This is a genomic window from Streptomyces sp. NPDC005374 (genome assembly GCF_042872225.1).
GTDB lineage: Bacteria > Actinomycetota > Actinomycetes > Streptomycetales > Streptomycetaceae > Streptomyces.
The window spans coordinates 168,215-188,576 of the sequence record NZ_JBIAKA010000001.1 but is presented as its reverse complement, the minus strand read 5'-3'; the positions used below and the strand labels follow the sequence as shown (position 1 = coordinate 188,576).

Sequence of the window (20,362 nt, the reverse complement as noted above, 5' to 3'; positions counted from 1 at the left end):
TTTCCGCGCGTTCACCGGCTAGGCTCAACGACCTTGCAAGCAGAGGCTGTTGAGACACAGGGGTGGGCATGGGCGTGGTGATACGGACGGCGGACAGAGCCGATCGTGAGCTGGTCACGCGGCTGTTGGACGCGGCCTTCCAGGACGATCCGGTCAGTGGGTGGATCTTCCCGGAGGAGGAGTACCGCCGCACGACCCACCCCCGGCTGATGGCCGCGTTCGTCGACGCCGTGCTGGCAGAGGGACGTGTCGATGTCGCCGAGGACGGGGCCGCCTGCGCGCTGTGGCTGCCGGTGCCGGCGGAGGGGGCCGACGAGGGCGGCGACAGCGAGGAGTTCGCCCAGCTGCGCGAGGCTCTCGATCCGGACAACGAACGGATCGAACTGATCGGGCGGCTCACGGCCGAGGTGCATCCGTCCGGGCGGGCCCACGAGTACCTGTGGATGATCGGCGTGGCACCCGGGCGACAGGGGGAGGGCCTGGGGACCGCGCTCATCGGGTCGGTGCTCGAGCGCTGCGACCGGGAGCAGCTGCCGGCGTATCTGGAGGCGAGCAGCGCGCGGAGTCGGGCGCTGTACGAGCGGCTCGGCTTCGAGCTGGTGGACCGGCCGCTCGAGCTGCCGGACGGCCCTCGGATGTGGCCGATGTGGCGCGAACCCGGGCAGCCGCGATAGGCGGTCCGGCCGGCCCGGAAGCGCTGACGGCCAGTACGGCGGTAAGTACTGACAGCAGGAAGTGCTGACAGCGGGAAGCGCCGGTGCGCCCTTCGCCCTACCCTGAGGACATGGGCAGTGACGAACGCGTCTGTCCCGCCTGTGGACAGCCGGTCCAGTCGGTCGTGCGGCGTCGTAAGACGCTGGGTGCATGGGTCCCCGTGTGGGAGGGCGGCCCGTGCCACAACCCCGAGTGCGCGGCGTGCGCCGACGAGGGCGCCGAGTCCGACGGGGACCACGGCGGCGCGACCGCCGGAAAAACCTCCTGAACCGTGTCGAGAATCCGTCCCCGGCTCCGACGTCCCCTGTGAGAGCCGCCCACCGCGGGCGGCCGAGCCGACCGACGCCGAAGGAGCGGAATCATGAAGTACCTGGTCATGGTGCAGGGATCGCAGGCCGACTACGAGGCCATGCGCGGCAAGGGCTCCGAGGGCTCCCCGGCCTGGAGCGAGCAGGAGATCCAGACGATGTACGCCTTCATGAGCGCCCTCAACGACGACCTGTCCGAGACCGGCGAGATGCTCGACGGCCAGGGACTCGCCGAGCCCGCGAAGATCCGCCACGTCAGCCCGGGCGCCGACGGCAAGGCCGTGATCACCGACGGGCCGTACAGCGAGACCAAGGAACTCCTGTGCGGCTACTGGGTGCTGGAGTGCGAGAGCCTCAAGCGGGTCACGGAGATCGCCGAACGCATCACCCGCTGCCCCCAGCCCGCCGGCGCCCCCGTCTACCCGGTGGTGATCCGGCCCATCCTGGACGGCGCCGGGGACATCTGAGGCCAGTGGCAGGGCACACCGGGACCGAGGACCTGCTGCGCCTGCACGCGCCGCAGGTCCTCGGCGCGCTGGTCCGGCGGTACGGCCGTTTCGACCTCGCCGAGGACGCCGTACAGGAGGCACTGCTCGCCGCGGCCGGGCAGTGGCCGTCGGCAGGGCTGCCCGACAATCCGCGCGGGTGGCTCATCAGGGTGGCCTCACGGCGGCTGACCGACATGCTGCGGGCGGAGGAGGCGCGGCGGGCGCGGGAGGAGCGGGCGGCGGCGCTCGGCGTGCGGGAGACGGCCGTCGCCGACCGTGCGCCGCGCGAGGACGACACCCTGTCCCTGCTGTTCCTGTGCTGCCATCCGCAGCTCACGCCGTCCGCGCAGATCGCCCTGACCCTGCGCGCGGTCGGCGGTCTGACCACGGCGGAGATCGCCCGGGCGTACCTCGTCCCCGAGGCGACCATGGCCCAGCGGATCAGCCGGGCCAAACAGAAGGTGCGGGGCGTCGGATTCGGGCGGCCGGAGAACTGGGAGGAGCGGCTGCCCGCAGTCCTGCACACCCTCTACCTGATCTTCAACGAGGGCCATACGGCGACCTCCGGCCCCGCCCTCCAGCGGCGTGACCTCGCTGGCGAGGCGATCCGCCTGACCCGCACGGTCCACCGCCTGCTGCCCGACGACTGCGAGATCGCGGGCCTGCTCGCCCTGATGCTCCTCACCGACGCCCGCCGTGACGCCCGCACCGGCCCGGACGGCGACCTCGTGCCCCTCGACGAACAGGACCGCACCCGCTGGGACGGCCCCGCGATCCAGGAGGGCGTCGGCCTGGTCACCCGGGCGCTGGCCCGCCGCTACGCGGGGCCCTACCAGATCCGCGCGGCCATCGCCGCCGTACACGACGAGGCGCCCTCCGCGGAGCAGACGGACTGGCGGGAGATCCTCGGCCTCTACGACGCTCTCGTACGGCTCGTTCCCGGACCCGCGGAGCGGCTGAACCGGGCGGTCGCGGTGGCGATGGTGCACGGGCCGCGGGCGGGGCTCGCGGAACTGGACGGCTTCGAGGGCGAGTCGGGGCACCGGCTCGATGCCGTGCGCGGGCATCTGCTGGAGCGTGCCGGGTCGTACGAGGAGGCCCGCGCCGCGTACGAGTCGGCGGCCGGGAAGACCCTGAGCCTGCCCGAGCAGCGGTATCTGCGGGGGCGGGCGGCGCGCCTGAGGTCTCGGCGGCCTTAACGTGGCGGCATGTCCACAACGAACTTCGTCCTGCACCTCACCGAGCGCTCCCTCTGGGAGGAGGCCCGCGCCCGGGGCACCTACGAGATGTCGACGCGCGGCCGCACCCTCCAGGAGCAGGGTTTCATCCACTGTTCGACGCGCGAGCAGGCGCCGGCCGTGGCCGCCTTCGTGTACGGCTCCTACGACGGGCCCGACGAACTCGTGCTCCTCGTCATCGACCCCGCACGGCTGGACGTACCGCTGAAGTACGAGGCCCCCGAGCCCGGCGGCGAGGAGTTCCCGCACATCTACGGGCCGCTGCCGGTGGACGCGGTCGTCGACGTGGAGCCGTGGGGGTGACCGACCGCCGTCGCTTATGGCGCCGGGCCCTGGTGGTGTGGGCGGCTCTCGTGGTCGTCGCGGGCGGTCTCACGCTGTGGCTCCAGGACTCGGACGAGTCGTCGGGGCCGTACGTGCGGGAGCGGGCGACTCCGACGTTCTCGCTTCCGGAGGGGTGGCGTTCGGCCTGCTCCACGCCCGACGAGAAGGGCCGGTCCCTCTGCTTCTTCAGGAACCGCTAGGCAGGCCACCGGTCTCGGGGTCCCGGCCCGTCAGGCAGTACAGGCCGCCGGCCGGGTCGCGCAGCACCGTCCAGTTGCGGTGCCGGGCGACGAACTCGGCACCCAGCCGCTCGTGTTCGGCACGGGTCGCCCCGATGTCCGCGCAGGCGAGGTCCAGATGGGCGGCGACGGGGCGTTCCTCGCCGAGGCGCTGGAGGAGGATGCGGACCGGGAGGCCGGGCGGGGGCTTGAGGACGTGGAACTCGGGGAGCGAGCCGGCCACCGAGTCCCAGTCGGGCAACAGGGCCGTCCAGAAGGCGACTTCGGCCTCGTGGAGGGATGGCGGGACGTCGAGACAGACCTGGTCGAGGCGGCTGCCGTGGATCACCGGCGGCCGCCCGGACTGCCCGCGCCACGGCTCGGCGCAGAACAACTGGCCCGCGGGGGAGCGCAGTACGACCAACGTCCCCTGATCGGCGACCACGCGCGCGCCGAGCTCCTCGGCCGACCTCGCGAACTCCCGTACGTCGTCCACGGGAAAGTCGAGATGGGCACCGCCCGGGCCGGAGGAGACTGCCTGGAGCTTGACGCAGGCGTCGGCGTTCTCGGGCAGCAGGGTCACGAACTCCCGCCGCTCGCCCCGGAATTCGGACAACCGCGTGCCCGTGACGGTCGTCCAGAAGTCGCAGGCCTGCGCGAAGCGCGCGACGGGCCGGTCGATGAAGGCATACGTCCAGCGGGTGCTCATACCGGTGATCGTAGGTCGGTGGTCCGCCTCCGCCACGGGGTTTTCAGCCCTCGGACCGTTCCATGAAGCGGAGCATGTTCCCCGCCGGGTCCCGGAAAGCGCAGTCCCGCACGCCGTACGGCATGTCCATCGGTTCCTGGATCACCTCCGCGCCGGACTCCCGGACCCGGGCGAACAGGGCGTCGCAGTCGGTCGTGGTGAAGTTGACCCCGCGCAGCAGCCCCTTGGCCAGCAGCCGGGCCATGGCCTCCTTGTCGGCGGGGGAGGCGTCCGGGTCGGCGGCGGGCGGTTCCAGGACGACGTCCACGTCCGGCTGGAGCGGCGAGCCGACCGTCACCCAGCGCATCCCCTCGTACCCGACGTCATTGCGCACCTCCATGCCCAGCACGTCCCGGTAGAACGCGATCGCCTTGTCGTGGTCGTCCACCGCGATGAAGCAGTTCTTGAGCTTGATGTCCATGGGTCCACGCTAGGCCCGTCGGGGCCGGGTGTGCCTGCGGACGACGCACGGGGGGATCCCCGCGATCTCCTCGTGGGGGCGGGCGCGGTAGGAGCTCGGGGTCTCGCCGACCAGCTCGGTGAAGCGGGCGCTGAAGGAGCCGAGGGAGGTGCAGCCCACGGCCATGCAGACCTCGGTGACCGACAGGTCGCCCCGGCGGAGCAGGGCCTTCGCGCGCTCGATGCGCCGGGTCATGAGATAGCCGTACGGCGTCTCACCGAACTCCGTGCGGAAACTGCGCTGGAAGTGGCCCGGTGACATCAGCGCGGTGCGGGCGAGCGCGGTGACGTCCAGCGGCTCGGTGTACTCGCGGTCCATCCGGTCGCGCGCCCGCCGCAGCCGTACCAGGTCCTCGACGCTCACCATCACGCCAGGATCGCACGATGCTCACGAGCTGGGTGCGTGGACCTGGAACGGCCTTTGCCTCACGTTCGCCTGCCGTACGGAAGCGCTTGTTCCCATGAGAGGCATGGACCACATCACGTTCCTCGTGGCGGTCGTCATCGTCACGGCCCTGGCCTTCGACTTCACCAACGGATTCCATGACACGGCCAACGCCATGGCCACGTCCATCGCGACCGGCGCCCTGAAACCGCGGACCGCGGTCCTGGTGAGCGGTGCCCTCAACATCGTGGGCGCCTTCCTGTCCACCGAGGTCGCCAAGACGATCTCCGGCGGCATCGTGGACGACACCCTGGTCTCACCGGGGATGATCTTCGCCGGGCTGGTCGGCGCGATCCTGTGGAACCTGCTGACCTGGCTGGTCGGCCTGCCGTCCAGTTCCTCGCACGCGCTGTTCGGCGGGCTCATCGGCGCGGTGTGGGTCGGCGCCGGCTCCCACGGCGTGCACTTCGACAAGGTGGTCGAGAAGATCCTGATCCCGGCCGTGGCCTCCCCGGTCGTGGCGGGAGTGGCGGCGCTGATCGCCACCTACCTCGCCTACAGGCTCACCGCCCGCGGCCGCAAGGACTCCGTGACCAAGGGCTTCCGGCTCGGCCAGATCGCCTCCGCGTCCCTCGTCTCCCTCGCGCACGGCACCAACGACGCCCAGAAGACCATGGGCGTCATCACGCTGACCCTCATCTCGGCGGGCGCGCTCGGCCACGACGCCGGTCCGCCGGTCTGGGTCATCGCCTCCGCGGGTCTCGCCATCGGCCTCGGCACCTACCTCGGCGGCTGGCGCATCATCCGCACCATGGGCAAGGGCCTCACGGAGATCCAGTCCCCGCAGGGCTTCGCCGCCGAGACCGCGTCCACGGCCGTCATCCTGACCTCCGCCCACCTCGGCTTCGCCCTGTCCACCACCCAGGTCGCCTCGGGCAGCATCCTCGGCGCGGGCCTCGGGCGCAGGCTGGCGGAGGTCCGCTGGGGCATCGCGGGCAAGATGGTGCTCGCCTGGCTGATCACCCTGCCTGCCGCCGCGCTCGTCGGCGGCATCTCCGCGAGCGCCGTCAAGCACGGCGGCAACTTCGGCACCGTCGTCGTCGCCCTGGTCGGCGCGGCCGTCGCCGCGGGCATCGTCCTGATCTCCCGCCGCAACCCGGTGAGCGCGAACAACGTCAACGACGCCCACGAGGTCACCATCCGCACCGAGCCGCCGGCCCGCGTCGGCACGGCCGCCTGAGTCACCGGGAGTCCGCAGCATGAGCATCGACTGGAACGCACTCGGCCAGGTCACCGCGGTGAGCATCGGGGTCACCGTCGCCGTGGTCGTCGTCTTCGCCCTCGGTGTCCTCGGCCTCGCCCGTTTCGAGGGCGCGCGCGAGGATGGTGGTGGTACCTCCGCCGTCGGCGCCGCCCAGGCCGGCCTGTGCTTTCTCGCCTGCGCGGCGGTGGTGGCGTACGGCATCTACTTGATCGTGCCGCAGTTCCACTGACTGGCCGGTCCACGCACTGGCCGGTCCACGCACTGGCTGAGCCACTGACTGGCTGAGCCATTCACCGGAGAACCACCGACTGGCTGAGCCACTGAGCCACAGGGCCAGTGAGCCACTCAGTCACTGATCCATCGAGATGAGAGGGGAGCAAGGGTGACGCCCCTGCTGACCGACCTGAAGGTCGACTACACCGATCCCGACGACCCCGTGCTCATCCGCCCGGACGGGAGCCCGATCGACACCTGGCGGGAGAACTACCCGTACGCGCAGCGCATGGAGCGCAAGGAGTACGACTGGCACAAGCGGCTCCAGCAGATCGAGTTGCTGAAGCTGCAGAGCTGGATCAAGGAGACCGGCCGCCGGCTCGTCATCGTCTTCGAGGGACGGGACGCGGCCGGAAAGGGCGGCACCATCAAGCGCTTCACGGAGCACCTGAACCCCCGTGGCGCGCGCGTGGTGGCGCTGGAGAAGCCGACCGAGCGCGAGCGCGGGCAGTGGTACTTCCAGCGGTACGTCCCGCACCTGCCGACCGCGGGCGAGATCGTGCTGTTCGACCGGTCCTGGTACAACCGGGCCGGTGTGGAGCGGGTCATGGACTTCTGCACGGAGGACGAGTACCGGCGCTTCATGCGGCAGGCCCCGCTGTTCGAGCGGATGCTCGTGGACGACGGCGTGGACCTGCTGAAGTTCTGGTTCTCGGTCTCCCAGGGCGAGCAGCGCACCCGCTTCACCATCCGCCAGATCGACCCCGTACGGCAGTGGAAGCTCAGCCCCATGGACCTCGCGTCCCTGGACCGCTGGGACGACTACACCGCCGCCAAGGTCGCCATGTTCCGCGAGACGGACACCGACTTCGCTCCCTGGACGGTGGTCAAGAGCAACGACAAGAAGCGGGCCCGCGTCGAGGCCATGCGCAGTGTGCTGGCCCGCTTCGACTACTCCGACAAGGACCACGAGGTCGTCGGCACCGCGGACCCGCGGATCGTGGGCGCGGCGGCGGGGCTGCTGGAGGCGGGCGAGGACTAGACGGACCGGCGGCTGTCCGGCGCTACGGCCCGGTCCACAGGGCGGCGACAGCTCGTGCCGCCGTCCTGCCCTGGGCGCAACCGGCCTGCCCCGCGGGTCCTGCCGGCCGGGGACAGCGGATCGTCGCCGAACGCGGTGAGGGAGTCCTCGTCAGGGCATCGGGGCGCCGCCGTCGATGCAGGGGGTGCCGTCGACGGTCCGCGGCGGGCCAGATGCCGGGGATGGCGCAGCTCGCGGCCACGGCGTCCACCAGGGCGGCTCCCGAGGAACGGTCGAAGATGCGGGTCTCACCGGTGAGCGCGTTCACCGCGACCACGGACAGCGGGTGCTCCGGCCGGCTGTGCGATGTCAGCCGGCCCTCGATGACGGGCGCCGCGCGGCCTCGGTCACGGTGTCGGCGGCGAGCGCCATCGCGCCCGTCCTGCGCAGCCGTTCGCCCGGGTCGGCGACCTCGCTCCGCGGTGGTGTGAGTTCCGTGCGCTGGAACGCGGGGTCCACCTGGGCTCGCATCAGATCCGCGTCGGCGACCTCCACCCCGACGTAGGCGAGCCCGGCCGGCACCCCCGTGGTCCAGGGGATCAAGTCCCGGTAGCGCGGCCGTATACCCGGAAGTTCTCAGCCCTCCATGGTTTCCTCGATGGCCCTGCGAAGCCTTTTCTGCTCGCCGGTGCCGAGCGAGCCGCCCTCGACGACGTGGAGGGCCCACGGTGTCCCGCACGGGCCCTCGTGGGCCGGATCCGGGCAGATGGTCTCGACGAAGCGGTCGGTGAGGGCCTCCACCTGCTCCGCCGTGGCCTCCAGGGAGATGACGACTTTCCACAGTCCGGGTGTTGCGCTCATGTGCCGTTCTCCGACTCGTTCACGCCGAAGGGGCCCGGCCGGTGTGGAACCGGTCGGGCCCCTTCGGATCCCGTTGACCTGCGATGGTGCACCGATCGCGGGTCGGTGGAGGCTGACGCGGAGGTCAGGCCTTCTTGGTCTCCCAGAAGATCTTGTCGATCTGGGCGATGTAGTCCAGAGCCTTCTGACCGGTGGCCGGGTCCGTCGAGGCCTTGGCGGCCGAGAGGGCCTTGAGGGCGTCGTTGACCAGCTGGTGCAGCTCCGGGTACTTCTCGAAGTGCGGGGGCTTGAAGTAGTCGCTCCAGAGCACGGAAACGTGGTGCTTCGCGAGCTCGGCGCGCTGCTCCTTGATGACCGTGGCCCGCGCCTGGAAGTGCGGGTCGTCGTTGGCGGCCATCTTGTCCTGCACGGCCTTCACCGACTCCGCCTCGATGCGGGCCTGGGCCGGGTCGTACACACCGCAGGGCAGGTCGCAGTGTGCGCTGACCTTGACCTTGGGGGCAAACAGGCGGGAAAGCATGGAGCGTTCCTTCCTCGTGATCGTCTTCTCAGGTGCGACATTACTCCCTGGGAGTGGCGAAATCGCGGGTGCCCCCATGGGCTTAGGACAAAAGTCCGGGGTCAGACTGGGACTGGTGGATGAACGTACCGGGGAGGTGCCGGGGATGCCGGAGCTGTCGCAGGAGACCGAGCGGGGGCGGTCGTTGCTGCCCTTCGTGGGGGTGGCCGAGGTCACCGGGCCGTCGATGGTGCCCACGCTCCGGCACGGGGACCAGCTCGTCGTGCACTGGGGCGCCAGGATCGGCGCCGGGGACATCGTGATCCTGCGGCATCCCTTCCAGCAGGACCTGCTCGTCGTCAAACGGGCGGTGGAGCGGCGCGAAGGCGGCTGGTGGGTGCTTGGGGACAACACGTTCGCGGGCGGCGACAGCACGGACTACGGCGTCGTACCGGAGGACCTCGTCCTCGGGAAGGCACGGCTCCGGTACCGGCCGCTTCAGTCGGGTCAGCGCTCGCCGCTGGCCGCCGTGCGCTGGGCGCTGTCCGCCGTACGGCCCGTCTTCCCCGACCGGTCCGCCTCCAGGCGCTTGCGGGCGCGGTAGGCGGCCACGTTGGCGCGGGTGGCGCAGCGGTCGGAGCAGTAGCGCCGGGAGCGGTTGGTGGAGGTGTCGAGGTAGGCGTTGCGGCAGGGGGCCGCCTCGCACAGGCCCAGCCGGTCCACGCCGTACTCGGTGAGGTGGAAGGCCAGGCCCATCGCGGCGATGGCCGCGTAACCGGCGGTGGCGTTGGACGGGTGGTCCGCCAGGTGCATGTGCCACAGCGGGCGGCCGTCGTCGTCACGGAAGTCGTGCCCGGAGATCTGCGGGCTCACCGGGAACTCGAGCAGCAGTGAGTTCAGCAGGTCCACGGCGAGTGTCTCGTCGTCGCCGTCCGCCGCCTCGAAGACCGAGCGCAGCCGGGCCCGGACCGAACGGAACCGGGTGACGTCGGCGTCGGTGGCCCGGCGGGCCCCCGTGCCGTTGCCGCCGAACAGGTCGCGAACGGCCTCCACCGAGGTCAGGGAGTCCTTGCCCCGGGCCGGGTCCTCGCTGTTGACCAGCCGGACGGCGTAATCCGAGTAATAGGCCAGTTCCACTTGTAGTCCTTACGGAGGCGTTCTATCGTCGTCGTGCGGTCGGGTAACAGCTGATCGTGCTTCCAGGGTATTACGACTGCGACTGGACAGGGGCTCCCATGACGGCCGAACTCACCACCGACTGGAAGGCCTGGCAGAAGAGCTGGGACCGGCAGCAAGAGGTGTACATGCCGGACCGCGAGGACCGGTTCCGGATCATGCTCGACATGGTCGAGGCACTCGTCGGGCCCCGGCCGCGCGTACTCGACCTCGCCTGCGGCACGGGAACCATCACGGCCCGGCTGCTCGCCCGGTTCCCGGAGGCCACCAGCACCGGCGTCGACCTCGACCCCGCGCTCCTCGCCATCGCCGAGGGCACCTTCGCGGACGACGAGCGGGTCTCTTTCGTGACCGCCGACCTCAAGGACCCGGACTGGCCCACGAAACTGCCGTACGACTCCTACGACGCCGTCCTGACCGCCACCGCCCTGCACTGGCTGCACAGCGAACCCCTCGCGGCCCTCTACGGTCAGGTCGCGGAACTCGTCCGCGACGGCGGTGTCTTCATGAACGCGGACCACATGATCGACGAAGCCACGCCCCGGATCAACGCGGCGGAACGTGCCCGGCGCCACGCCCACATGGACCAGGCCAGGCAGGACGGCGCCCTCGACTGGGCCGAATGGTGGCAGCTCGCCGCGCAGGACCCGGTCCTCGCCGCGCCGACGGCCAGGCGCTTCGAGATCTACGGCGAACACGCCGACGGAGACATGCCGTCCGCCGCCTGGCACGCGCGCGTGCTGCGCGAGAAGGGCTTCGGGGAGGCCCGGCCGGTGTGGTCCTCGCCCTCGGACACCCTGCTGCTCGCGCTCAAGTAGACGCCCACGCGAAAGGGGCGGTACGGGAATCCCGTACCGCCCCTTTCGGTGTCGTACCGCTAGAGCACCTTCGACAGGAACGCCTGCGTGCGCTCGTGCTGAGGGTTGGTCAGGACCTCGCGGGGGTCGCCGGACTCGACGACCACACCGCCGTCCATGAAGACCAAACTGTCGCCGACCTCGCGGGCGAAGCCCATCTCGTGGGTGACGACGACCATCGTCATCCCGGACTCGGCGAGGTCGCGCATGACGTCGAGGACGTCACCGACCAGCTCCGGGTCCAGGGCCGAGGTCGGCTCGTCGAACAGCATCAGCTTCGGGTCCATCGCGAGCGCCCGGGCGATGGCGACCCGCTGCTGCTGGCCGCCGGAGAGCTGCGCCGGGTAGGACTTGGCCTTGTCGGCCAGACCCACCTTCTCCAGCAGCTCCGTCGCGCGTTCCCGGGCCTGGGTCCGGCCCGTGCCCTTGACCTGGACCGGCGCCTCCATGACGTTCTCGAGGGCCGTCATGTGCGGGAACAGGTTGAACCGCTGGAACACCATGCCGATGTCCCGGCGCTGCAGTGCGACCTCGCTGTCCTTGAGCTCGTACAGCTTGTCGCCCTTCTGGCGGTAGCCGACCAGCCCGCCGTCGACGTAGAGCCGGCCGGCGTTGATCTTCTCCAGGTGGTTGATGCAGCGCAGGAAGGTCGACTTGCCGGAGCCCGAGGGGCCGATGAGGCAGAAGACCTCGCCCTGCTTCACTTCCAGGTCGATGCCCTTGAGGACCTCGACCAGACCGAAGGACTTGTGGACGCCCTCGGCCTTCACCATGGCGGTCATACCGAGCCCCTTTCACGGCTGAACGCCATCATGTTGACCCTGATCCGCTGCCACGGCGTCGGCGGCAGGCTCCGCGACGAACCGCGGGCGAAGCGACGCTCCAGGTAGTACTGGAAGACGCTGAACACGCTGGTCATGACCAGGTACCAGATGGACGCCACGAACAGCATCTCCATCACGGCGTACGACGTCGAGCCGATCGTCGAGGTGGCACGCAGCAGCTCGTTGTACGTCACCGCGTACACCAGCGACGAGGTCTTCAGCATGTTGATGAACTCGTTGCCCGTCGGCGGCACGATCACCCGCATCGCCTGCGGGATCACGATCCGGCGCAGCGTCTTGGCGTGACTCATGCCGAGCGCGTGCGCGGCCTCCGTCTGGCCCTCGTCGACGGCCAGCAGACCGGCACGGCAGATCTCCGCCATGTAGGCCGCCTCGTTCAGGCCGAGACCCAGCAGGGCGCACATGAACGGGGTCATCACGTCCGTCATCTGGTCCTTGTAGATCGGACCGAGATTCAGCAGCGGGAAGATCAGCGCCAGGTTGAACCAGAGCAGGAGCTGGACGTAGACCGGCGTCCCGCGGAAGAACCAGATGTAGGCCCAGGCCACCCAGCTCGTCACCGGGTTCCTGGAGAGCCGCATCACGGCCAGCACGACGCCCAGGACCACGCCCAGGATCATCGCCAGAACGGTGATCAGCAGGGTGTGGCCGGCGCCGGTGAGGACCGTGGAGTCGAACAGCTTGTCGCCGACGGCGTGCCACTGGATCTTCTTCGCGGTGGCGAAAGCGTTGACCAGCAGGGCCACCAGGGCCAGTACGACGACGGCGCTGACATAGCGGCCGTAGTGGCGTACGGGGACGGCCTTGATCGCCTCGGGGGCGAGGGAGGCCGGAGGGGTGTCCGCCGGACCCTTGTCGATCTTGTCAGTCACAGTGACTGCCCTTCAGTGGTGCGGGGTCCGTCACTTGCCGCCGTTGACCGCGGCCTTGTCGATCGCGCCGGTCTCGGCGCCCCACTTCTCCAGGATCTTCTTGTACGTGCCGTCCTCGATGATGGCGTTCACGGCCGCCTCCAGGGCGCTCGTGAGCTCCTTGTTGTCCTTGTTGACGGCGAGGCCGAAGGGGCCGGCGTCGACCTGCTCGCCGACCACCTCGAAGGCGTTGCCGCCGTCGGCCTTGCGGGCGATGTCGACGGCGACCGGGTAGTCGTTGACGCCCGCGGCGGCGCCGCCCGACTTCACCCGGGTCTGCGCCTCGGTGTCGTTGTCGAAGGTCTCGAGGGTCATCTTCTTCTTACCGGCGTCCGTGCACTTCTTGGACTGGTCCTTCAGCATCTGCTCGTACGTCGTACCGGTCTGCACGGCGACCGTCTGGCCGCACAGGTCGTCGACCGAGTTGATGTTCTTCGGGTTGCCCTTCTGGACGTAGATGGCGGTGCCGGCCGTGAAGTAGTCGACGAAGTCGACGCCCGGGCCGAGCTTCTTGCCCTTCTCGTCCAGGCCCTCCTGGCGGGCCTTGGTGTCCGTGATGGAGGACATGGCGACGTCGTACCGGCCGGAGTTCAGGGAGCTGATCAGGCCGTCGAAGGAGCCGGAGGTGAACTTGAACTCCACGCCCAGCTTCTTGCCCAGCGCCGCCGCGATGTCGGGGTCGACGCCGACGATCTTGCCACCCTCCTGGTACTCCATGGGGGCGTACTCGGCGTTGGTGCCGATCTTGATGACACCGGCCTTCTGGATCTCCGCGGGCAGCTTGTCGAACAGCGGCGCGCTGTTGTTCGACTTCTCGGAGCTGCCGCTTCCGGTCTGGTCACCGCAACCGGTGAGGATCAGGGCGCCTGCGACCGCGATCGCACCTACCGCGGCTGTCCTGGAGCGCGCGACGGTCGTACGACGGGTGGAGCTTGCGGTCATGGTGGGTTCCTCCGGCGGATGGGTGGAGTTGCCGATGGGCGGGACGGCTGCCGACGGGACCGCCGGCTGCCTCGGAACCTCGGCTGTGCCTCGGTCGGTGAGGTGTGGCCTTGGTTCCGTAGGTCGACGAGAGCACACGCCTTCGAGTGTCGCGACCTCTTGTGATTACGGCATCTTGCCATTCGGACTGGACCATTCTGGGCGACGGTCATGTCAAAATCGGATAACGGGTGACCCCCGAACCGCACCATGTCCGTACATCACGACCGGACCATCTGCGGGAATCTGGCATTCCGGCCGCAACATTTTCGGTGTCTCCCGTGGCGCGGGTGAGCGGACCTCGGTGACGCGCAGTGACCTGAGCGTCCGCTCGGTGGTCGGCAGGGTGCTTCCGGCGGCTGTCCGGAAAGCGCCCCCATGATTCATGTCACCGCCGTTCGATGATCGATGATCGATTTGCGTAGCGGCATGTGACCTTGCGCCTATTGGGCTCGTCCTCGGCGGCGGTCGTCCGGTAAGAAGGTTCTTTACACCCCTCATCCGGGGCTCAGGGCGCGTGTGCGGCGCGCCCGTCGCGTACCGGCCCGTACGTATCCGTATGTGTCCACGACCAGGCCCGTGCGCGGTGCCCGCCCGTTCCTCAACCAGGAGCGGTCACCCTCAAACCATGAAGACCTAAGGGGTAAGACAAAGTGGCAGCGGAGATCGTCAATCCTCGCAGCGACAGCGATACGGGCCAGGACGGCGGGGCGGAGCCCCTCGATACCTTCGACCCCGCGTTCGCGCTGCACCGCGGCGGCAAGATGGCTGTGCAGGCCACCGTGCCGATCCGCGACAAGGACGACCTGTCCCTCGCGTACACGCCCGGCGTGGCGAAGGTGTGCAGCGCCATCGCCGAGCAGCCGGAACTCGTCCACGACTACACGTGGAAGTCGTCGGTCGTCGCCGTCGTGACGGACGGTACGGCCGTGCTGGGGCTCGGTGACATCGGGCCCGAAGCCTCCCTCCCGGTGATGGAGGGCAAGGCGATCCTGTTCAAGCAGTTCGGTGGCGTGGACGCGGTTCCGCTCGCGCTGGCCTGCACGGACGTCGACGAGATCATCGAGACGGTGGTCCGTCTCGCGCCGTCCTTCGGCGGCGTGAACCTCGAGGACATCTCGGCTCCTCGGTGCTTCGAGATCGAGCGGCGGCTGCAGGAGCGGCTCGACATCCCCGTCTTCCACGACGACCAGCACGGGACCGCGGTCGTGACGCTGGCGGCCCTGCGGAACGCTGCGCGGCTCAGCGGGCGGGGCATCGGGGATCTGCGTGCCGTGATCTCCGGCGCGGGTGCGGCCGGTGTCGCCATCGCCAAGATGCTCGTCGAGGCGGGCATCGGGGATGTCGCCGTCGCCGACCGCAAGGGTGTCGTGTCGGCCGACCGGGACGACCTCACGTCCGTCAAGCGGGAGGTGGCCGGGTTCACGAACAAGGCCGGTCTCTCGGGGTCGCTGGAGGACGCGCTGGCCGGCGCCGACGTCTTCATCGGGGTGTCCGGCGGTACGGTCGCGGAGGCGGCCGTCGCCTCCATGGCCAAGGGGGCCTTCGTGTTCGCGATGGCCAACCCGGATCCCGAGGTGCACCCGGATGTCGCGCGCAAGTACGCGGCCGTGGTGGCCACCGGGCGGTCCGACTTCCCGAACCAGATCAACAACGTGCTGGCGTTTCCGGGGATCTTCGCGGGGGCCCTTCAGGTGCGGGCCTCGCGGATCACGGAGGGCATGAAGATCGCGGCGGCGGAGGCGCTGGCGTCGGTGGTCGGTGACGACCTGGCGGCGGATTACGTGATTCCGTCGCCGTTCGACGAGCGGGTGGCTCCGGCGGTCACGGCGGCGGTCGCCGCGGCGGCTCGCGCGGAGGGTGTCGCTCGCCGCTGAGCATGATCGTTTCGCTGGGGTGGCTCCGTTCGGGTCTTCGGTCCGGGCGGGGCCATTTCTTTGCCTTTGGGGGCGGCTGATCGGGTGCGGGTTCGGTGGGGGCGGGGGTTTTTGCGCAGTTCCCCGCGCCCCTGAGGTGGGTGGGTGGGTCGGGGCCGGGGGGGGGGGGGGGGGGGGGGGGGGCGGCCCCGGGGGGGGGGGGTGTCCGTCCTCGGTCCGGCGGCTCGGTTCCTTGAGTGGTGCTCGGTTCCGGACGCCGGCCGCTGCGGGCGGACACCCCCCACCCCGTCCCCTTCACGCCGCCGGCGACTGCAACTCCCCAGGGGCGCGACCCACTCCGTGCGCGTCTAAAGGTGCGTTCGCCGTCCCCACTCAGGGGCGCGGGGAACTGCGCGACCAGCCCCCACTCCGCGTGCGTCTAAAGGTGCGTTCGCTGTCCCCACTCAGGGGCGCGGGGAACTGCGCGACCAGCCCCCACTTCGTGCGCGTCTAAAGGTGCGTTCGCTGCCCCTCCTCAGGGGCGCGGGGAACTGCGCGATCAGCCACAGTGGGCCCGCAGCTGGCGTACGACATCGCGAGGCACGTCAGTCGGCGAGCGGTTTCGCAAGAGGGCGTGTGTCACAGCGTCGTCCGGTTCCCCCGGGTCGCCGGCGGACCCTATCGTCAAGGCCATGTTCGCTGTCTACGCCGCCCGAATCGACCGCGACGACCCGCTCTCCGGACTGGAGTCGGGGGAGCGCCCGGCCCCCGAAGCCCGACCCGGCTGGAGTGTCGTCGACGTCAAGGCCGCCTCCCTCAACCATCACGACCTGTGGTCCCTGCGCGGCGTGGGCCTCGCAGAGGACAAGCTGCCGATGATCCTCGGCTGTGACGCCGCCGGAATCGACGAGGACGGCAACGAGGTCGTCCTGCACTCCGTCATCGGGCAGAGCGGACACGGGGTCGGTCCCAAGGAACCCCGTTCCATCCTCACCGAGCGCTATCAGGGCACGTTCGCCGAGCAGGTCGCCGTGCCGACCTGGAACGTCCTGCCCAAGCCGAAGGAACTGTCGTTCGCGGAGGCCGCCTGTCTGCCGACGGCCTGGCTGACCGCGTACCGGATGCTCTTCACCAACGCGGGCGTCCGGCCCGGTGACTCCGTGCTGGTGCAGGGCGCCGGTGGTGGTGTCGCCACTGCCGCGATCGTGCTGGGGAAGGCCGCGGGGCTGCGGGTCTTCGCGACCAGCCGGGACGAGGCCAAGCGGAAGCGTGCGCTGGAGCTCGGTGCCGTGGAGGCCGTGGAGTCGGGTGCGCGGCTGCCGCAGCGGGTGGACGCCGTCATCGAGACCGTGGGCGCCGCCACCTGGTCGCACTCCGTGAAGTCGCTCAAGCCGGGCGGCACGCTGGTCATTTCCGGTGCGACGAGCGGCGACCGTCCCTCGCACGCCGAACTGACCCGGATCTTCTTCCTGGAGCTCAAGGTCGTGGGGTCGACCATGGGGACCAAGGACGAGTTGGAGGATCTGTTGGCGTTCTGCGCTGCCACGGGGGTGCGTCCCGTCATCGACGAGGTGCTTCCGATGGACCGCGCCCGCGAGGGCTTCCAACGGGTGGCTTCCGGTGAGCAGTTCGGGAAGGTCGTGCTCACCAACGGCTGACCTGCTTTTCTCTTGACGACGGCCGGCCCGGTTGTGGGTCGGCCGTCGGTGTTTGTCAACCATGGTTGACGTGCCGATGGTGTCAATGTAGGTTGACGTCATGACCGAAGCAACGGATCTCGCCGAACGCGCGGGCGATCGTGATCCCAGGGTCGGACTGCGCGCCGTCGCCGCACTGCGCAGGCTGCTGGAGCAACTGGAGTCCGTGCAGGTGCGCAGCGCCCGCAATCAGGGCTGGTCGTGGCAGGAGATCGCCGCGGAACTCGGGGTGAGCAGACAGGCCGTGCACAAGAAGTACGGGAGGCATTGATGTTCGAGCGGTTCACAAAGGATGCCCGGGCGGTGGTCGTGGGCGCGGTCGAGCACGCCGAGAAGGCGGGTGCGGGGGCCGTGGATGCCGAGCACCTGCTGCTCGCGCTGCTGGACCGGGAGACCGGCCGGGCCTCCCTCGCGCTGGCCGCTCTCGGACTCGCCGAGCGTGGGGACGAGGTCCGGGAGGCGCTGGGTGAGGCGCGACGAAGGGCCGGGCTGTCCCAGGCGGACGCCGAGGCGCTGGCCGGGCTCGGTATCGACGTCTCCGAGATCGTCGCCCGGGTCGAGGAGGCGCATGGGGTCGGAGCGATGTCCGGCGACCGCACGGACCGGGGGCGGTGGTCCGGGCGACGGTCCTTCGGGCGGGGTGCCAAGGAGATCGTGGAGAAGGCTCTTCGCATGGCCGTGGCCCGGCGCGACCGCCATATCGGCGACGAGCACTTCCTGCTGGCCCTCACGGTCCGGCCGGGCGTGCCGGCGGAAGTTCTCGCCGACCACGGCGTGACGTACGAGGCGGTCGTCCGTGTCCTCTACGGCGGGGGAGAGGCGAAGGCCGGCTGAGCGAGAGGGGAGGGGCGGGTCGCCGGCCGCTTTGCCCGGCAGTACAACCTCACCGGCGGGCCGGGGGAGGCTGTACTGCCAGGGGCGGCGTGGTTCATGCCTTCGGGGCTCGTAGTAGTGCTCCCATGTGGGCCGCCGCCGTCGACAGGTGGCGGCGGGCGTCACGGAGCTGATCCGCCGTGATGCCGTGGTCGCGGGCGGCGTCGCGGATGTCGTCGCGGAAGCGGTCGAGCAGACGGTCCAGGTCGCGGGCCGGGTTTCCGGTCGGGTCCTCGTGGGCCCAGGACGGTTCGTACTCGGCGGGGAAGTCCTCCGGGGAGTGCGAGTACTCGGCGCCGGGCGGTGTTCCCTCGGCCTTCTCGGACCTGGCACCACCCCTGCCGAAGCCGAAGTCCTTCCCGAACTCCTTGCCGTAGTCCTTCCCGAACTCGCCGAACTCCTTGGCCAGTTCGGTCAGCCCCTCGCGCACCCCCGTCGGCCAGTCGCCGCGTGCGAAGTGGTCCTGCACCTGCTCCTGGACCCGCCGGGCGATGCGCTGCACCTCCTCCTGAGCCTGCTCCCGGGCCCGCTCCTGGGCCTCCTTGGCCTGTCGGCGGGCCCGCTGGGCCTCGTCGCGGGCGCGGCGGCTCTCGTCCTTGGCGCGCCGGGCCTGCTCCTTCCACTCCTGCTTGACGCGGCGCATCTCCTCCTTGGCGGTCCGCCACGCCTCCTTGTCGCCGAACTCGGTGAAGTCCCCGAAGGGCCCCTCGTGTTCGCCCCCGCCCTTGGCGGCGCTGCCCCGGCGGGCCTCGGTGGCGGCCGCCCGCACCTCGCGCCGCAGATCGCCGGCCGCGCCGCGCACATCGGCCCGGATCTCGGCGGCGAGCTCGGCGACCGACTCGCGGATCTCCAGCTCCAGGTCGGCCAGCTCACCGCTGCGGTCGGCCAGTTCGGCGCGGCCCGCGTCCGTGATGGAGTACACCTTGCGGCCGCCCTCGGTGGTGTGGGTGACCAGGCCCTCGGCCTCCAGCTTGGCCAGCCGGGGGTAGACGGTGCCCGCCGAGGGGGCGTACAGGCCCTGGAAGCGCTCCTCCAGGAGCCGGATCACCTCGTAGCCGTGGCGCGGGGCCTCGTCCAGCAGCTTCAGCAGGTAGAGGCGGAGGCGGCCGTGGGCGAAGACGGGGGGCATGTCAGAGCACCTTCTTGTCGGTCGTGCCGTCGGCCGGGGCGCGGGTCGGGTTGTTGGTCGGGTCGCCGGTCTGATCGTCCGTCGGACCTGGGCCGTCGGCCCGGCCGGAACCGGAATTGTCCCCCGCAGCCCTGTGTGCGTTGCCCGCGCCTGTGTGCGCGGCCGGATCCGGGGGCGTGTCCGTGTCCTTCACAAAGGGGTCCGGCTTATCCCACGGCTCCTCCTCGTCCTCCTTGGGCGGGCGGCGGAGAAGGGCGATGGAGCCGGAGACGGTGGTCGCGCGGAGCTTGCCGGTGCCGGCGCCGAGGCGACCGGTGACCTTGTGGGCGCCCCACTGGCCGTGCACCCGCAGGCCGTCGAAGGCGTTGGAGATCGTCCCGCTCGCGGTGTTGGCCTCCACCTCCGCGTCCGCGGGCTGGGGCAGCCGGATGGCGATTTCGCCGGAGACACTGGTCAGCCGTACGTCGGTGGGGCCGTCCGGATCGAGGTCGAGAATCATCGAGCCGCTGACGGAGTCGGCCCGCACGGAGGGACCGGAGCCTTCCACGACAGTGAGATCCCCCGAGACCGAGTTGAACCGCAGGTCGCCGGTGACGGCCTGGGCCTCCAGGTTCCCGGAGACGGTGTCGGCGCGGACGGTGCCGGAGAGGCCGACGAGTGTCGTGTCGCCGTTGACCCCCTTCACCACCGACGGCCCGCGCACGCCGGACACCACGGCCCCGGCGCTGACCACGCCCACCTCGACGCGGGTCTCGGCCGGCACGGCCAGGGAGACGACCGCGCTGCGTCGCCAGCCCTTGCGGTCGAGCCACTTGAGGAAGCCCTTCCAGGGCAGGTCCTCGTAGGCCACCGTGAGGGTTCCGTTCTCCTGGGTGACGATCAGAGGCGGCCCCTCGATCTCGGAGACCTCAAGGCGTGCGGAACCTTCCTCGGTGCCCACCACGTTCACCGTTCCATTGACGATGCGTACGTGGAGTTCTCGTACCGGCTCGTCGAAGGTGAGCTTCCTGGGCTCAGTGACGGACCACTCGGACATGGTGCAGACCTCCCCGTAGCAACGCGCCATATCGCGTCTCCTGCAATTCACGATATATCGTGGCTGTCGAAAGTCAAGGCACTCGTTCGGGGGATGCCTGAGGCAGGCCTGGAGGCCACGCCCCGGCGCCTGCGGCACGCAGGGAGCGTCGGCAGGGTCTGGGGCCGGATGTGTGCCCGCCGGTCCGGGATCCGGCGTATGCGGGGGTCTCAATGCGATGTGTCCGGGACTCAGGACCGGGGCGGGGTGTGCTCGAAGGGG

28 protein-coding genes are annotated in these 20,362 nt (G+C 70.2%); 15 read left to right on the top strand and 13 right to left on the bottom strand.

Features of this window, described 5'->3' with window-relative positions:
• The first annotated feature begins 68 nt into the window (after nt 1–68).
• The 6 genes from ACFYRX_RS00960 (at nt 69) to ACFYRX_RS00935 (ending at nt 3,272) form a co-directional block, all read left to right on the top strand.
• Nucleotides 69–674 (top strand): GNAT family N-acetyltransferase, encoded by a 606-nt coding sequence (locus ACFYRX_RS00960; RefSeq protein WP_389095407.1) that lies wholly within the window; start codon nt 69–71, stop codon nt 672–674.
• A gap of 110 nt (nt 675–784) precedes the next feature.
• Nucleotides 785–982 (top strand): hypothetical protein, encoded by a 198-nt coding sequence (locus ACFYRX_RS00955; protein WP_389095405.1) that lies wholly within the window; start codon nt 785–787, stop codon nt 980–982.
• A gap of 93 nt (nt 983–1,075) precedes the next feature.
• A complete protein-coding gene (locus ACFYRX_RS00950; RefSeq protein ID WP_389095404.1) occupies nt 1,076–1,489 on the top strand; it encodes a YciI family protein in 414 nt (137 codons plus the stop codon).
• A gap of 5 nt (nt 1,490–1,494) precedes the next feature.
• On the top strand, nt 1,495–2,709 hold the full coding sequence (locus ACFYRX_RS00945; RefSeq protein WP_389095403.1) for an RNA polymerase sigma factor: 1,215 nt from the start codon (nt 1,495–1,497) through the stop codon (nt 2,707–2,709).
• 9 nt (nt 2,710–2,718) lie between these two features.
• Nucleotides 2,719–3,051, top strand: a complete 333-nt coding sequence (locus ACFYRX_RS00940; protein WP_389095401.1) for a DUF952 domain-containing protein — start codon at nt 2,719–2,721, stop codon at nt 3,049–3,051.
• A 32-nt stretch (nt 3,052–3,083) separates the two neighbouring features.
• On the top strand, nt 3,084–3,272 hold the full coding sequence (locus ACFYRX_RS00935; RefSeq protein WP_389095399.1) for a hypothetical protein: 189 nt from the start codon (nt 3,084–3,086) through the stop codon (nt 3,270–3,272).
• Here ACFYRX_RS00935 and ACFYRX_RS00930 read toward each other — a convergent pair.
• The 3 genes from ACFYRX_RS00930 to ACFYRX_RS00920 are packed head-to-tail and all read right to left on the bottom strand — an operon-like array spanning nt 3,259 to nt 4,864.
• The gene (locus tag ACFYRX_RS00930; RefSeq protein ID WP_389095397.1) at nt 3,259–3,999 is read right to left on the bottom strand and encodes a VOC family protein; all 741 of its coding nucleotides are present in this window, start codon (nt 3,997–3,999) and stop codon (nt 3,259–3,261) included. The two genes, ACFYRX_RS00935 and ACFYRX_RS00930, sit on opposite strands and share 14 nt — an antisense overlap.
• A 43-nt stretch (nt 4,000–4,042) precedes the next feature.
• Nucleotides 4,043–4,459: a VOC family protein gene (locus ACFYRX_RS00925; RefSeq protein ID WP_389095395.1), complete on the bottom strand. Its 417-nt coding sequence runs from the start codon at nt 4,457–4,459 to the stop codon at nt 4,043–4,045.
• 9 nt (nt 4,460–4,468) lie between these two features.
• A complete protein-coding gene (locus ACFYRX_RS00920) occupies nt 4,469–4,864 on the bottom strand; it encodes a helix-turn-helix transcriptional regulator (RefSeq protein ID WP_389095393.1) in 396 nt (131 codons plus the stop codon).
• 103 nt (nt 4,865–4,967) lie between these two features.
• On the opposite strand from ACFYRX_RS00920, the gene ACFYRX_RS00915 reads away from it, so the two are divergent.
• The 3 genes from ACFYRX_RS00915 (at nt 4,968) to ppk2 (ending at nt 7,401) form a co-directional block, all read left to right on the top strand.
• Nucleotides 4,968–6,122 carry an anion permease gene (locus ACFYRX_RS00915; protein WP_389095391.1) on the top strand — a complete coding sequence of 385 codons (1,155 nt, stop codon included), beginning with the start codon at nt 4,968–4,970 and terminating at the stop codon, nt 6,120–6,122.
• Between the two features lie 19 nt (nt 6,123–6,141).
• A complete protein-coding gene (locus ACFYRX_RS00910) occupies nt 6,142–6,375 on the top strand; it encodes a hypothetical protein (protein ID WP_389095389.1) in 234 nt (77 codons plus the stop codon).
• Between the two features lie 153 nt (nt 6,376–6,528).
• On the top strand, nt 6,529–7,401 hold the full coding sequence (ppk2, locus tag ACFYRX_RS00905; protein WP_389095388.1) for a polyphosphate kinase 2: 873 nt from the start codon (nt 6,529–6,531) through the stop codon (nt 7,399–7,401).
• A gap of 22 nt (nt 7,402–7,423) precedes the next feature.
• Here the strand turns inward: ppk2 and ACFYRX_RS00900 are convergent, their stop codons facing one another.
• The 4 genes from ACFYRX_RS00900 to sodN form a co-directional block, all read right to left on the bottom strand.
• Nucleotides 7,424–7,717 (bottom strand): hypothetical protein, encoded by a 294-nt coding sequence (locus ACFYRX_RS00900; protein WP_389095386.1) that lies wholly within the window; start codon nt 7,715–7,717, stop codon nt 7,424–7,426.
• Between the two features lie 32 nt (nt 7,718–7,749).
• Nucleotides 7,750–7,983, bottom strand: a complete 234-nt coding sequence (locus ACFYRX_RS00895) for a hypothetical protein (protein WP_389095384.1) — start codon at nt 7,981–7,983, stop codon at nt 7,750–7,752.
• Nucleotides 7,984–8,016: 33 nt separating this feature from the next.
• Nucleotides 8,017–8,241 carry a hypothetical protein gene (locus ACFYRX_RS00890; RefSeq protein WP_389095382.1) on the bottom strand — a complete coding sequence of 75 codons (225 nt, stop codon included), beginning with the start codon at nt 8,239–8,241 and terminating at the stop codon, nt 8,017–8,019.
• 124 nt (nt 8,242–8,365) lie between these two features.
• Nucleotides 8,366–8,761: a superoxide dismutase, Ni gene (gene sodN / locus ACFYRX_RS00885; protein ID WP_005480378.1), complete on the bottom strand. Its 396-nt coding sequence runs from the start codon at nt 8,759–8,761 to the stop codon at nt 8,366–8,368.
• A 145-nt stretch (nt 8,762–8,906) separates the two neighbouring features.
• Here sodN and sodX point away from each other — a divergent pair, with 145 nt between their 5' ends.
• The gene (gene sodX / locus ACFYRX_RS00880; RefSeq protein WP_389096867.1) at nt 8,907–9,344 is read left to right on the top strand and encodes a nickel-type superoxide dismutase maturation protease; all 438 of its coding nucleotides are present in this window, start codon (nt 8,907–8,909) and stop codon (nt 9,342–9,344) included.
• Here the strand turns inward: sodX and ACFYRX_RS00875 are convergent.
• Nucleotides 9,248–9,877 (bottom strand): CGNR zinc finger domain-containing protein, encoded by a 630-nt coding sequence (locus ACFYRX_RS00875; protein WP_389095380.1) that lies wholly within the window; start codon nt 9,875–9,877, stop codon nt 9,248–9,250. The two genes, sodX and ACFYRX_RS00875, sit on opposite strands and share 97 nt — an antisense overlap.
• A 98-nt stretch (nt 9,878–9,975) precedes the next feature.
• On the opposite strand from ACFYRX_RS00875, the gene ACFYRX_RS00870 reads away from it, so the two are divergent.
• A complete protein-coding gene (locus tag ACFYRX_RS00870) occupies nt 9,976–10,734 on the top strand; it encodes a class I SAM-dependent methyltransferase (protein ID WP_389095378.1) in 759 nt (252 codons plus the stop codon).
• 59 nt (nt 10,735–10,793) lie between these two features.
• Here ACFYRX_RS00870 and ACFYRX_RS00865 read toward each other — a convergent pair whose 3' ends face one another.
• The 3 genes from ACFYRX_RS00865 to ACFYRX_RS00855 are packed head-to-tail and all read right to left on the bottom strand — an operon-like array spanning nt 10,794 to nt 13,471.
• Nucleotides 10,794–11,555 carry an amino acid ABC transporter ATP-binding protein gene (locus ACFYRX_RS00865; protein ID WP_389095376.1) on the bottom strand — a complete coding sequence of 254 codons (762 nt, stop codon included), beginning with the start codon at nt 11,553–11,555 and terminating at the stop codon, nt 10,794–10,796.
• A complete protein-coding gene (locus ACFYRX_RS00860) occupies nt 11,552–12,490 on the bottom strand; it encodes an amino acid ABC transporter permease (protein WP_389095374.1) in 939 nt (312 codons plus the stop codon). Before ACFYRX_RS00860 ends, ACFYRX_RS00865 begins: the two co-directional genes overlap by 4 nt.
• Before the next feature lie 30 nt (nt 12,491–12,520).
• Nucleotides 12,521–13,471: an ABC transporter substrate-binding protein gene (locus tag ACFYRX_RS00855; protein ID WP_389095372.1), complete on the bottom strand. Its 951-nt coding sequence runs from the start codon at nt 13,469–13,471 to the stop codon at nt 12,521–12,523.
• A 692-nt stretch (nt 13,472–14,163) separates the two neighbouring features.
• Here ACFYRX_RS00855 and ACFYRX_RS00850 point away from each other — a divergent pair.
• The 4 genes from ACFYRX_RS00850 to ACFYRX_RS00835 all read left to right on the top strand — a co-directional run bounded on the left by ACFYRX_RS00850 (nt 14,164) and on the right by ACFYRX_RS00835 (nt 17,897).
• The gene (locus tag ACFYRX_RS00850) at nt 14,164–15,387 is read left to right on the top strand and encodes an NADP-dependent malic enzyme (RefSeq protein WP_389095370.1); all 1,224 of its coding nucleotides are present in this window, start codon (nt 14,164–14,166) and stop codon (nt 15,385–15,387) included.
• A 671-nt stretch (nt 15,388–16,058) separates the two neighbouring features.
• Complete coding sequence (locus ACFYRX_RS00845) at nt 16,059–17,024, top strand: zinc-binding dehydrogenase (RefSeq protein ID WP_389095368.1); 966 nt, start codon at nt 16,059–16,061, stop codon at nt 17,022–17,024.
• 100 nt (nt 17,025–17,124) lie between these two features.
• Nucleotides 17,125–17,334: a helix-turn-helix domain-containing protein gene (locus ACFYRX_RS00840; protein WP_007384656.1), complete on the top strand. Its 210-nt coding sequence runs from the start codon at nt 17,125–17,127 to the stop codon at nt 17,332–17,334.
• Nucleotides 17,334–17,897: a Clp protease N-terminal domain-containing protein gene (locus ACFYRX_RS00835; protein ID WP_389095366.1), complete on the top strand. Its 564-nt coding sequence runs from the start codon at nt 17,334–17,336 to the stop codon at nt 17,895–17,897. Before ACFYRX_RS00840 ends, ACFYRX_RS00835 begins: the two co-directional genes overlap by 1 nt.
• A gap of 94 nt (nt 17,898–17,991) precedes the next feature.
• Here the strand turns inward: ACFYRX_RS00835 and ACFYRX_RS00830 are convergent, their stop codons facing one another.
• Nucleotides 17,992–19,065 (bottom strand): helix-turn-helix transcriptional regulator, encoded by a 1,074-nt coding sequence (locus ACFYRX_RS00830; RefSeq protein WP_389095364.1) that lies wholly within the window; start codon nt 19,063–19,065, stop codon nt 17,992–17,994.
• A gap of 1 nt (nt 19,066) precedes the next feature.
• On the bottom strand, nt 19,067–20,101 hold the full coding sequence (locus ACFYRX_RS00825) for a DUF4097 domain-containing protein (RefSeq protein ID WP_389095362.1): 1,035 nt from the start codon (nt 20,099–20,101) through the stop codon (nt 19,067–19,069).
• Between the last annotated feature and the right edge of the window lie 261 nt (nt 20,102–20,362).